This is a genomic window from Sulfurovum iocasae (genome assembly GCF_047716765.1).
GTDB lineage: Bacteria > Campylobacterota > Campylobacteria > Campylobacterales > Sulfurovaceae > Sulfurovum.
Window position 1 is genome coordinate 1,056,394 of sequence record NZ_CP180410.1, and the last position, 13,225, is coordinate 1,069,618.

A 13,225-nucleotide genomic window follows, 5' to 3' on the forward strand; every position below is an offset into this window, starting at 1 on the left:
CTGGAGATTGTCCCCAATGTGCGCAACATGAAAAGTGGCTGAGTGAAAACGCCCGTATCTGCGGTGATCAAGGAGCCAGACTGCCATCGATATGCGATAACGATCCCGAATGCGTGAAATGGATAAAAGAGTGTAAGCACCAGCATGATCTCCTTAAAAAATGCCGCACCCAGTGCCAACTGGATGCGATTCCTCAGGGGCCCGGCGAATCAGAAGGCGATTGTGCGAAACATGAAAAGTGGCTGAGCGAAAACGCCCGTGCCTGCGGTGATCACGGTAACAGACTGCCATCGATCTGCTCCAATGATCCTGTATGTATAGCTTGGAATAAAGCGTGTAAGCACCAGCACGACCTCCTGAACGTATGTCTTGCACGGCAAAAAGAAGCAGAGCGTGAAAGAGTGGGTGTCCGGGTACGGACTCCGAATCCGGAGGAGTGTCGACACCAGAGGAAAAGACTCATTGAAAAATCTCCCGAGCGACATGCCCAAGGCATTATTGGGTGGGCAACGGCTGTATTGGGAGACGTTGAAATAGACCTTTGTACCGGTGGTGTGGTACCGATGCACAAAAAGATTCCCATTAGAGTCGGGGATTGTATTAGAACCGGAAAAAACGGTCGCATGAGAATTGAATTTCAAACTGGAATACTGTCTGAAATTACAGGTGATCCTCTCTCTAATAGTCAAAGGTCAACCTTAGTCCTTGGTGCTTCCCTCTATCTGAGTCGAGGCAGTGAGATGTGCTTTAATAGATTCATCCCTGAGCCCAGTGAGATGGAAGCTTGGGTTGACTTCATTAAGGGTAAAGTGCGTGCCATCCTAAAAGGAGGGGAGTCATCTATCAGGATTAGAACTGGTAATACAGTGTGTAGCATCCGAGGCGTGGATGTTTCGGACGTGGAGTCAAGCCGTCACCCTTCAGAAGGCAGGGCTTATGCCTATACAAATATTCGAGGCGCAGATGTTGCAGTAAGCCATCAGCCCTCTACAGGTAGTGTGTATGTCTATGTTAATGATGGACATGCTAATATCCAAAGTATGCAAAATGGGCAAAAGGTGGCGCTGAAAGCAGGTGAAAAGATTACTGCCGAACGCGGAGCTTTTGGTAGTGTAGTGCCGCTGTCTCAGCTTGAGCGAAGTAAACTGACTTCTGGTGATGAGCTCGATTTTGGCGAAGATTTTGGTGATAGGCCGAATGGCTCAGTTTTGACCGATTTTAAAGATCCTTGGCTGGATTCGCTCAAAAATACACAAGGCATGTCTGTCGGCTCACCAGGGCCACGATATCCTGAGCTGGGAAAAGAAAAGCCTAAAGGCACTAAAGGAGAAATACCTGTAGACCCGAACAGCAGCAACGTGGCCACACATATCCGAGACTGGATGAATAATGCAAGGCCACCGAGGAACGCTGTACCGGGTGCCAATGTTCGTTATTCACCTAAGGGGAATATGATGGATTCGGTTCCCGGTGGGACGATTCGATCTACGCATGATGAAGGCATGCAAATCGATCCTGTATTCCTCTGGAAAAATAAACGTTCTCTTGACTCCGTTGACCATTGTACGCTGGAAGAATATGTCATAGCCAAGTTAAAAAAACAATCAATAGAGAAATGCCGCGGCAGATACCAGGGAATAGGTGATCTAAGAGGCAAATCGGTGGCCGATGCCAAAGACAAACTGAATAAGACAAAGATAAAATATACTGTTAAAGAAGAAACGGAAGCCCCGAGTAAAGAAAAAGAGGGGACTATTGAAAAACATACACCTGGTCCTAATAGTTGGTTTAAACGGGGTAAAACCGTTGAGTTGGTCAAATATGGTCCGTACACCTATTTTGATGAAGCCATGACGGCTGTCAATAAATGTAAGTTTAAAGAAGCAGAGAAATATATTGCCAAAATGCCGGCAGGTTCCAAGAAAGAAAAGATTGAAAAGAAGTTCAAAGTTGCCAAGAAACTTGAAGATACGATTATCACTTTAGTAATGGAAGCTTATAAAGAGGCTAGAATCGGTAACTATAGAGATGGCTTGTCACTGCTAAACAAAGCTTTGAGTATGGCTACATGCGATAAGCATCGTAAAAATATCAATAAAAAGATAGCTCAGGCGAAAAAGATCATTGAGATCTATACTAATGCAAAAGCAGCTCTTCAATCGTGTGACTTTAAAAAGGCTAAGAGTTTCATTGCCCAGATGCCAGATGATCCAAAAAAATCCGAGCTTGAACAGGAGTATCAAGAAGCCAAGAAACTTGAAGATACGATCATCACTTTAGTAATGGAAGCTCATAGAGAGTCTAGAATTGGTAACTATAGAGATGGCTTGTCACTGCTAAACAAAGCTTTGGGTATGGCTACATGTGATAAGCACCGAGACATTATTGAAAAGAAAATAGCTACTGGGCAGGATAGTAAAAAGAAGGCGGATGAATTAATTGCCGATGCCAGAACTAACATTCAAGCCTGTAGATTTGACAGTGCAAAGGAACAGATTGATAAGATCCCGACTAGACATTCCATAAGAAGAGAACTTGACAAGGAATATCGCACTTCAATAAAGAATAGAGATAAAATCAAGGCATTGGTTAAAAAAGCTAACAAACAATATCGTCTTTGTGAATATGATAAAGCACTGGCAACCCTAAATAAGGCATCGAATAAAGTTAGATGTGCAGATCAAAATAAAACGATAAAAGATGAAATTGCCTCTGTTCAAAAAGCCAAGAAGAATGAAGATAAACGTAAGACATTAGTTAGTGATGCTGACAGAGAACACAAGAACTGCGAATTCGATAAAGCCTTGTCAATACTGAATGATGCGCTAAACATAGCTGAGTGCAAGAAACACCGTGAAAGCATCACTAATAAAATTGCCGACTTCAAAGAAGCCAAAGCCCATGAGGAGACGACAAAAAATCTATTCCGAGAAGCAAAAAATTTCTATAGAAATGCAGATTATGATAGTGCACTGGCTAAATTGCAACAAGCATACAATCACACAAGATGCGACAAGAACAAAGACAGTATTACGAAGAAGATAGCCGAGGTGAAAGATAAGTCCCGGGAAGAGGCTTTCAGAGAGATACCTTCTGTGGTAGGAAAAAAAGTAGAAGAGGCGAAACAACTGATAATTAACGCGGGTCTGGTACCTTCGGTAATAAAAGATAAGAATGCTACTGATGAAAACAAAGAAAACAGTGTTTATAAACAAGAGCCTGTTGCCGGCAGTAAAGTTGAAGCAGGAACTGGTGTAACGATCTATGTATTCGGTAAGTATGTATCGCAAGGTGTACGCGCCAATGAATGTCCGCAATGCACTCAATATGAAGTATGGTTAAGTGAAAATGCTAATGCCTGTTATTATCATGGGGCTAGGCAACCTTTGATCTGCGAAAGTGATCCCGAGTGCGTACGGTGGAATACAGAGTGTAAACGCCAGAAAGATCTGTTGAAACAATGCAGCACTCAATGTCAGTTAGACGCAATCCCTTCAGGACCCCGTGAATCAGAACGTGATTGTGCAAAACATGAAGCGTGGCTGCATAAAAATGCCGGTGCATGTGGTTATCATGGAGCAAGACCTCCTTCGATCTGCGAAAATGACCCCGTGTGTGTACAGTGGAATAAAGAGTGCAAACGCCAGAAAGATCTGTTGCAAAAATGTCGTGAAAAAGTTGTTTCCAACTATGATAGTGCAAAGGTAGCTCTCAAATCCTGTGACTTTGAAAAGGCTAGGAGGCTTATTAACCAAGTTCCGGCTGGTCCGGGGAAGAGTGAACTTGAGCAGGAGTATCAGGCAGCCGTGGAACTCAAAAATGCGATCAAAGTATTGGTTGCAAATGCCCGTAGACAGGCTGAAGCCGGTAACTATGCAGATGCCTTGCCACTACTGCGTGAAGCACTGGATAAGGCTATATGTGAAAACCACCGTAAAAGTATTATTAAATGGATAGCCAAGGTGGAGGAGAAACTTGAACCATCATTGCAGGATCTTGTAGCACGTAAGGATTGTTCACGCTATGGAAATGGTGTGGCAGTTGAGGCATACTGGAATGCATCGGAGAAAAAAGCTGAATGTAGGTGTAAGTCAGGTTACATGCTGAGTGGGGGTGTTTGTGTTGCAGCATCTGAAAGTCCCGGCAAACCGTATGTTGTTCTTTTTGATCTAAACTTGGTATGGCCAACCAATTTACCTGAAGCCAAAGAAGCACCACGAGGTGCTGACGCTGCTACAAGAAAGAGAATCCAAGAAGAGAATAAAAGAAGGCTTACAAGAGCATTGCAAAACTTTAGAATTGAAAATTCGGTAATGATGCCTATAGCGAAGATGACTGGTAAGGACGTATTTTTTCCGATCCATATTTCCGGAGGTGCACTTTCAAAATATCCAAGAAGATTGTTTAGTGAAGGCAGCGAATTTTCTTTACCTTTCAAAGGTAACTACATCGATAAAAATGATGGAAATCAAAAAACTATGGAAGGGGCTCTGTTATTAAAAACTGTAAAGACATTTGATAACATTGACCAGGCGATTGCTGTATACCCTGATCTTAAAGAGCAGGGTCAAAAATCTGATGACTTTTTAGCGGGCTGGAAATTCACTAACCGTTCGGGCAGTTTTGATTTACAAAATAGAAACGGCTCTTTTCGTATAGGTCCTTTAGAGCGTGGATGGTCTGATAGGAATAAAAGAAAAGCTCTTGAATTAACAAAACATTTTATAGAAAACTTCTCTATCAACTTTGACTGCTTTATCGCAACTGCTGTATATACGAATCCGATGGCATCAGAGCTTTTCACACTGAGATCCTTCCGTGATAATGTTCTTTTATCCTCTGAAGAAGGCAGAAGGATTGTTGATATCTATTATAGACATGGTCCGGCACTTGCGCAAAGGGTCAAAGAATATCCTGCCATCTCAGATACAGTTCGTTTTGTATTGGATCAGTTTGTAGGTTGGCTGGAGAGTGCAGACCTTAGTGATTCTTTATCTAGAAAGATTCTTGATTCGGCTGTTGTAGTAACGGATAAGATTCTTTTAGTATTTGTTGACGGTGAATCTAAAAAGGAACCCCATGAAACTGCTAACAATTCAAATAGATCAAGTCTTTTATCAGAAAAAGAGAATGAACAATGAAAAGACTCTTTCTGTCCTTAATAGTCATGTTGTTGTGTACTGCCGGTGTTGTTAATGCTCATACATCCGGTATGGTAGAAAAGACTTGTCCTCTTTGTGAAAAGGTATTCAAATATGAACTGGATATGTCCGGTACGCAGTTTGGGATGCGGCTTGACTTGAAACCACTTGGACCCACCGCTGCTCCATGGCGTATCCCTGTTTGCCCTAGATGTCATTTTGTCCTGTACGATGATGAGATCCCCACAGAGGAGTTGGCAAAGTGCAAGAAGATCATCCAGAGTGATGCTTACAAGAAACAATCCAAGCGAGCCTCATACTATCTTTTAGGCCTTCTTTTCGAAGGGCTAAAAAAGAACCCCTTGGATATCGCTCACATCTTTTTGAAGGCATCCTGGCAGGAGGAGTCTGACGAAAAGAAGCTCAAAGATGATCTGGAGCATAGCATCCACCATTTCGAACTCTTTCTAAAAGAGCAGCCGAAGAGTGATGCAGCACAGCAAAAAGAGGATAACGCGTACGTGACAGCACAACTTATGAAGGGTGAGATACTTCGGCGCTTGAGTCATTTTGAAGAGGCCAAAAGCTATTTCTCCGGACTTCTGCTATTTAAGCCTTTTAAAGAAGGAACATTTCTGAGAGATATCGTCAGATTTGAGATCAGCTTATGTGATAAGAAAGATTCTGGGCCGCATGCAGTATCGGAGGTGAAGAAAGAGAGGAATTCTGAGCCAGTTTATGAAGATAAAAAATAGTTACGTCTAATGAGCACTAATATATTTAAGGAGGGGAACATGAAAACCGTTAGAGCTATTCTTCCATTGTTACTTTTTATCATCCTTTGTTTTCCTGCAGCTTCTGTGAACGCTTCTGAAACCCTAAAACGCAGAACATTGGATGCATTAAGTAGTTTTATCAGCCAGTATGAAAACACTGCTTTTGGCCAGGTGATCTCCCTCGGCGATATGAACAAATTCCGTATGGCATTTGCACAAGATTTGGACGTCGAACTTAATCCCGATCTTGGCATGTCTGGAAAATACTATCCCAGCGAGGCTCGTTGGGGTATCTGGAGAAATCACTTGTTGGAATTAAAATCAACAGACCTGAGAAACGACAGAGTTATGATTACTATTTATCATGAATCGATCCACCATCTTATTTATTTAGCTGGTGGTGCACCATGCGGTCCTGAGGAAACCTATACGGAGCTTATTGAGGATCGTATCGCGTGGCTTAAAAGGGTAGCGGCGTTTGAGAGATACTACGAGAGAGAAAGACCATCCTCCACAGAGGCATTCAAGAGGTGGAATGATCTGGAGAAAAAGTGGAAGCATTTTGTGGACTTCAGGGCAGGAAGCCTATCTGGCCCCTATGCTTGGCAAGATCCCGAAGGCAGCACTTGTGAAGACCCAGATAGAATTTATACAATAGGTCCAGGTTTCATCAGTAAACTTGATGAAATCGTAGGCATCGATATTGACATCCGGAAGATTCGAGCGGTCTATGAGGGGATATGGACCGGCAACGATTGCCTCCCTGGGCAGCATGAGTACGGAGGCTGTCAGCCCCGCCCACAATCGGGAAAACAAAAGAAACGAGGAATAGAATGTTGGCATGTCCGCTCAAAAACCCATGCTGGTACAACATGCATATGCAAGGATCTTCTTACGGGCAGGATTCTTACAGGCAATTCAGCACAACGGCATTGTAAGTAGCAAAAAAGGGGGTCGATGCTGTACAATCAGCTTATTGGTATAGCATAAATTAGAAAAGAATGAGAGAAAAAGGATTTTATAAAGTTTTAATCATAAACAGATTAAAATTGATCTATGATTATTTAATAATCGAAAATTAAAGGAGCAAGGACAATGGCAATTCATTGTCAGGTAAAAATTAGCAGGGGAGGGCTCTATACATGTTACTAGGTGTGGAGGAAAAACCGGCAAACTCCTGCACCTGCACCGTGGCCTAAGGGATACAATCCGTATGGTTGTAACTAATAGTTCTTTTCTCGTATGGTTTTGGACAAAATGAAGAAGCGACTTCGTAAAAAGAAGCGAGTAGGTGAATTCCAGGAAATGGGATTTGATGTGAGTTTTGACATTCAAAAAGGTTTGACGGTGAGTGAGCAGAACGCCATACTTGATGACTTCATCACTCAAGCTGTAGAAAAGAATGGTCTGCAGTTTGGCGGTGGCGGTGATATTCACTGGCAAGGTTTTATTGTACTGAACAAGTCGCGTGGCTCAGTGAGCATACACCACCGCAAAATCGTTCAAAAATGGCTCGAAAAAAATCCAAAAATCAGCAATCCCCATATTGGGGAACTACGCGATGTTTGGTATGGTTGGGATAGTGAGTGATCGGTATTACGCATTTGATAATAACAGCATCTTTAAGAGGAGAGTACTTATGGTTTACGATATTTGGAAATTGAAAAATAAGATGATTGGAACATTTTTTCTTCTGATGCTTTTATTGGTTATCCCCAGTAGCTATTTGTGTGCAACTCCTGCCAAAAGAATACAGCTTCCGGATCCTGTGACGGCATATATAACTTTCCCGGCAAGCCGTAGTCCTGACAGTAACGGAAATTTTGAGGTTGAGATATATTGTGAGTCACATTACGATATCGAATCGATCAAAATTCTCATAGGTCATTCAGAAGAAATTGTCTTCAATAAGAAATTCCCGACCTTCAGTGGCAAGATGAAAGCCGGAGAGAGAAAGCTGTGGAGAATCACTGGGCAGATAAAAAAGAATACCGAATTCAACGGTACGCTGATGCCTGCCAGCATATCGGTAGGTATTGAGTACCTCTATCCTTATAATACTATGCTGAAACATATAGAAAAAGTTTTCAGGAAAGGGTCACGAGATAACAGCATAACAAAACAATATATGAAGAAAGACTACCTAGAGCGGCTTGAAGAACTAAAGGGTAGAAAAATACATATTATTAAGGCTTTGCCTGTATGGAAAGCAAAACGTGGTATATAAAGATTATGATTCAATCTATTCAAAATAGAAAGCTTTTTAGCATTACTGTTGCCTATGTTTTCACTTTGGCTCTTTTCCAGCTACCAGCCTCGGCTGAGGAACTTGGTGGAACCGTTATCCATGTGGACGAGAAAAACGTCACGATCGAGACGAAAATAGTCGAAGGTCTTTCCCCCGTCCCGGGAGATAGTGTGGATCTGATGAAGTTGCTTAAGTCGCCGGACGGTGACGAATTGGGATTACCAATCGGCCAATGGCAGGTGACGGAAGTGAACGGGGTCATTGTAAAGGCGGCGCCATTGAACATAAATAGCCCTCCAGAAATAAACATGACGGCCGTTATTCATCTTTCTAGAGGAAAGAAACATAAGGAACGGAAGGAGGAACAGAAGAAGAGTGTGTGGGTCCCAGGAAGCCCCAGGTCTCCACAATAGCATCTTATTCTTGGAGAAAATTGCATATGAAATATGAAGGAATGAAAGAAATGAATATAAATAAAATTACTAAATTCGCACTGTTGCTGGTCTGCTCCCTTCTATTTTTCGATACGGCTTCCTGTGCCATGCCGGCTGCCCCAACTTCACTGGAAGCAGACCTGCTTGCAACTGCTAAAACAGGGGATCTTGCCAAAGTAAAAAATCTGCTTGCCTCGGGGGTCGATGTGAATGCCAAAGATAAGAACGGTTGGACCCCTCTACTAATGGCTTTAGGGCATGGACTTCAGGTACCTCTGGTACCTATCAATGTGAATATAATAAAAACCCTGATACAGGCAGGGGCTGACCTTAATTGGGAAACACCCCGTGGACAGACTCCACTAAATATGGCAGTTCATCGAGAAGATCTCGAAGTGGTAAAAGTTTTGATAGCTGCGGGTGCAAAGGTGAACCAGAAAATAAAAAGCAAAAGTGCTCCGGATTATTATCAGGGAGCCACACCAATCTTCATGGCGGTGGAAAGCAAAAATCTTGAAGTCATCAAAGAATTGATACGGGCGGGAGCTAATGTGAACGAAAGAAACAACATGGGGGTTACCCCTCTCATGGTTGCAATGGGGTCCAGAAATATAGGCCCTTTGCTGGTTTTAATTGCTGAGGGAGCCGATATTAACGTGAAAACTACAGTGGACTCCGGAGATGCGCGTGCGCCCGCAGGTACCACTGCACTGATGGGAGCAGCTCATGAAGGGAACTTGAAAGTTGTAGAGGTCCTACTCATTGCCGGAGCGGACATTGCTGCCACGAATTCTGAAGGCTACACCGCATTGATGTATGCTAAAAAGCAGAATAATGAGGAGATAGTTGAAATCCTCAAGGAACCTGAGCAATCAAAAGGAGTTGCAAGGCGGGCTTTAGGAAAGGAACTGATAGATGCAGTTGGATATAAGAAGAAGACGGAATATGCCAAGCTGCTTATTCGGCTTGGAGTTGATGTTAATGTGAAAGACAAGGATGGAAGTACCGCTCTGATAGAGGCTATTAAAAATGATTCCGAAGAAAATGTCCGAGCCTTGGTTAAAGCAGGAGCAGATATTAACGCTCCCGATGGGGAAATCGGGGCGACTCCCCTTATATGGGCAGCATTCCGAAACGGAAACAAAGATATTATTAAGATACTCCTTCAATCAGGGGCAGAGGTGAACAGAAAAGCCAGAGGGGACAGTAAAGGTCATGATGGTGCAGGCTGGACCGCTTTGATGACTGCTGCAATGGCAGGTTATACAGATGTGGTATCCCAATTGCTAAAAGCCGGAGCTAATCCAAACAGTGTCAACAAAGCTGGCAAAACCGCCATGGACATTGCAAAAGAAGAGGGACATAAAGAAATAGTTCGCTTGCTTGAGAAGGCTGTAAAATCTGAGATTGTAAAAGAGATACAGAAGAATCCTTCAACTTCAGAGGATGTTGATATTTTCGATGAGCCGTGGGAATTATGATAAATTGAAAGCTATGATAAATAGTTAGGAGTAGCAAATGACAAACGAGACTAATATATTCGAGAAATACTGGAGGTATTCGACATGCGACTTGTAGCGATCATCCTTAATGTAGTATTGATAGGTATTGTATTATATCTCGTATCCGAAGATTCAAACTTGAAAGGTAGAGATATTGCAATGGCTGCTTTTTTTCTATTAACCCCAATTATAAGCCTTGCTACTTTATATTTTAACAATAGTGAAAGTTAGATCTCTCTATACTTCAAAAGAAAAACAATGGAAGAGAAAGCAAAGATTAATCGCCTAAATAGATCAGTAAATTTTGAAGATCATTTTTATGTTGGAATAAAATATGGGCATCTCTAATAACCCTATACGCTCATAATGGGTTTTGCAAATATAAGATTTTGCAAGGGGTTTTCAAGTCCTAGCCTTAGCTAAGACGAAGTAAGTATCTTGTGCAATATTGCGTTTGCAAAGCCTACCCTGTGGGTATCACTAGCATAGACAAAAGCTAGTGATGTTAAGTAATCATTGCTGATACAAAATGGAAGCTTTTGAGTGAAGAAAAATCACATTAAGGTGTGAGTCAGACTGACATGTATCAGCTTTTTGTCTATGGAAATAAATATAATTCACCTCAGTGTAAAAACATGTTTTTTGATCTATCCTAAAAGTGAAAATGGACTACAAGAACATCAGTATCACTATGAAAAAGAGTTGAATGGCTTGCAGTTGAAGATTTTATTTTTTGATTTGTTAGATGCTGATAATGATAATTTTTATAATTACTTTGAAAATTATATAGAAATATAGCACAAGATGTTACTATGATATGATAATATAGTACAACATACTACAAAGAAGTTATATAGTATTGTATGTGCCACTATATTGCATATTATTGTCATAAGTTTTTACTTGAAAATCAGAAGAAAGCTTGCTTTGATAAAAAATTTTTAATCAGGTATAGCCCACCAAAAATTTTAGTACAATTTCTCTAATTTTTACTTGCCTGATGTGTTTTAAACTATGAAAGATGTGCTAATTTCAAAAAATGAAAAACAGTAAGTAGCAGAGGGTAGAGGTCTGGTTGTAAATTTGTTGAATATGCAAACTTCTCAATACTTAAGTTTTCTCCCAAAAATCTCTAACCTTAAACACAAGATTGTAGTGAGAACGTAGTTTCATTTTTTGCTTAAGGTTGGGAAAATCTCCCTGAAACTTAAACGTTCAGGGAGAGCGTGTTTTAGTGATTAACATAATGATGATTCTTTGAAAATGAAAACCTTATAAAGTTATATATTTTATAAGGTTTTACAAATAAACTATTTTGATATAAATTTGACTATTGATTGTATGAGAATTTATATCCACGTCTTCTAACTGTGTGAATCACTTGGAATCCAAGAGTACTCTTAAGTTTCTTTCTAATCTGATTAATTGCAACCTCGACAGTGTTATCACTCACATACTCTGGTTCGGGCCAAAGAGCATTAATGATTTCATCTTTCGAAAAAACTCTATTTTTACGAAGTGCAAGGAATGCTAGGATATCAAATGTTTTACCAGTAATCGAAACAGTGTCTTCTCCGTATGCTATCTGTTTATTTATAATATCTATAGTAAGTTTATCAATGGTGATATGCGTACCATAAAGATGTCTCATATTTGCCAACACTCTTGCAGCTACAAGATCAGGGTGTTCGCAGTGATTACAAACAACATCATCTACGCCCAGAGCATAAAAGTAAGATTGTTGTTTATACTCATCTGTAAGTACTATAACCTTTGTTTCACTTTTTTTCTTTTTTACTTCGTTTACATAACGTTCAAGTGAAAGCTTTAGACCCTCATCCACAATGATTACAAGTTCATAGTGTCTAAAGTCTGTAAAATTTGTTGCATCATATATATCTATTGCATTATCTACAATACAAATAAAATATTCTTCTAATTCTTCAATAAGCCGTTTAGCGTATTCCCCACTAAACCCTACAGTTAGTATTCTCATCTCTCTCCAATCCATGCAAAAGTGGACAAACCTTAAAGTTTATCTACTTTTCTCATTTATTGATGTATTTATAGCAAAATATGCCTTGTTTAAAAATAAAAGTAAGTTTGTATGACTCCAGTAAAACCTTATAAAGTTATATATTTTATAAGGTTTTTGAACGCTCGTTTTTTTCATCGTATCAGATAGGTTTCTTTGGAGAAACTTTTTTGAGTTATGCTTAAAGTTATTTGAAATATAAAAATGATACTTCTTCTCTCCACATACGACCTAACTAAACCAAATACTAGTCTCGGCCATATGGCTTGCTATAGTTTACCTATTCTGCTATACTCCACGCATTGAAAGATGATTTAGAGTTCATCTTTGGATTGACTTTTATTAATGACCTTTGTTTGCAGTATTATCCTCCCCAAGAACACTCCACTTTATATTTTCAGCACTTCAGTAATGATGTGTATAAACAACCAAAGGAATTGCAATGGCAAATCAAGTAAATGGAACAGTAAAATGGTTCAACAGTGAAAAAGGTTTCGGTTTTATCGAACAAGAAAATGGCGGAAAAGATGTATTTGTACATTACCGTAATATCAATAGTAATGGTTACGATCGTGTTTCTCTCAATGAGGGGCAAAAAGTAACTTTTGAAGTGACAGAAGGCGAAAAAGGCTTACAAGCCGAAAACGTTACTGGTCTTTAAGACCATCACCATGGACAGAGTATTCTGTCCTGGCTCAACCTAAAATAATAGAGGACAAATCTAAGCCCTCATAATTGAGCAGAGTCGCACAGACTCTACTGCTTTTCATAATAGAAACCTACTTGTTTCTACAAAAATACTATCTCTTTACACCCATAAGTTTTTTTACAATTTAAGATCAAGAAAGATTGGTCTACCTCTCTAAAGAATTATCTGGAGATGATTTAGACTCATACTCTTCCTTATTATCATCATTTTTTTTATTAAGTTTTTTCTGACGCTTTTCTTCTTGTTTTTTCTGTTTTTCGAGTTCTCGACCCCGTTTTTCATAAGAATAGTTTGTTTTTGCCATTAGTAGTTACCTCCGTACTATGTACTGCTATCTCCATAGTATCATACTTTTTTTCGAGATAGTACATAAAAGTTCA

At 40.3% G+C, this 13,225-nt stretch carries 10 protein-coding genes; 8 read left to right on the forward strand and 2 right to left on the reverse strand.

Translation table 11 applies throughout. The annotated features are described in order from the left end of the window. The first annotated feature begins 113 nt into the window (after window positions 1–113). The 7 genes from ACLHDG_RS05140 (at window position 114) to ACLHDG_RS05170 (ending at window position 10,080) form a co-directional block, all read left to right on the forward strand. The gene (locus ACLHDG_RS05140) at window positions 114–5,141 is read left to right on the forward strand and encodes a PASTA domain-containing protein (RefSeq protein ID WP_415407918.1); all 5,028 of its coding nucleotides are present in this window, start codon (window positions 114–116) and stop codon (window positions 5,139–5,141) included. Beyond that, the gene (locus tag ACLHDG_RS05145) at window positions 5,138–5,896 is read left to right on the forward strand and encodes a hypothetical protein (protein ID WP_415407919.1); all 759 of its coding nucleotides are present in this window, start codon (window positions 5,138–5,140) and stop codon (window positions 5,894–5,896) included. Before ACLHDG_RS05140 ends, ACLHDG_RS05145 begins: the two co-directional genes overlap by 4 nt. Window positions 5,897–5,935: 39 nt before the next feature. Then, window positions 5,936–6,859 carry a hypothetical protein gene (locus tag ACLHDG_RS05150; protein WP_415407920.1) on the forward strand — a complete coding sequence of 308 codons (924 nt, stop codon included), beginning with the start codon at window positions 5,936–5,938 and terminating at the stop codon, window positions 6,857–6,859. Window positions 6,860–7,174: 315 nt separating this feature from the next. Beyond that, complete coding sequence (locus ACLHDG_RS05155; protein WP_415407921.1) at window positions 7,175–7,507, forward strand: YggL family protein; 333 nt, start codon at window positions 7,175–7,177, stop codon at window positions 7,505–7,507. Window positions 7,508–7,556: 49 nt separating this feature from the next. Then, complete coding sequence (locus ACLHDG_RS05160) at window positions 7,557–8,144, forward strand: hypothetical protein (RefSeq protein WP_415407922.1); 588 nt, start codon at window positions 7,557–7,559, stop codon at window positions 8,142–8,144. Continuing rightward, complete coding sequence (locus ACLHDG_RS05165) at window positions 8,120–8,578, forward strand: hypothetical protein (protein WP_415407923.1); 459 nt, start codon at window positions 8,120–8,122, stop codon at window positions 8,576–8,578. The genes ACLHDG_RS05160 and ACLHDG_RS05165 overlap by 25 nt, the downstream gene beginning before the upstream one ends. Window positions 8,579–8,604: 26 nt before the next feature. Then, window positions 8,605–10,080, forward strand: a complete 1,476-nt coding sequence (locus ACLHDG_RS05170) for an ankyrin repeat domain-containing protein (RefSeq protein WP_415407924.1) — start codon at window positions 8,605–8,607, stop codon at window positions 10,078–10,080. Window positions 10,081–11,431: 1,351 nt separating this feature from the next. On the opposite strand, the gene ACLHDG_RS05175 is transcribed toward ACLHDG_RS05170, so the two are convergent. Next, a complete protein-coding gene (locus ACLHDG_RS05175; RefSeq protein ID WP_415407925.1) occupies window positions 11,432–12,097 on the reverse strand; it encodes a winged helix-turn-helix domain-containing protein in 666 nt (221 codons plus the stop codon). Between the two features lie 481 nt (window positions 12,098–12,578). Between ACLHDG_RS05175 and ACLHDG_RS05180 the strand changes: the two genes are divergently transcribed. After that, on the forward strand, window positions 12,579–12,797 hold the full coding sequence (locus ACLHDG_RS05180) for a cold-shock protein (protein ID WP_415407926.1): 219 nt from the start codon (window positions 12,579–12,581) through the stop codon (window positions 12,795–12,797). Between the two features lie 193 nt (window positions 12,798–12,990). On the opposite strand, the gene ACLHDG_RS05185 is transcribed toward ACLHDG_RS05180, so the two are convergent. Beyond that, window positions 12,991–13,149, reverse strand: coding sequence for a hypothetical protein (locus tag ACLHDG_RS05185; RefSeq protein ID WP_415407927.1), 159 nt, complete (start codon window positions 13,147–13,149; stop codon window positions 12,991–12,993). Window positions 13,150–13,225: the final 76 nt, after the last annotated feature.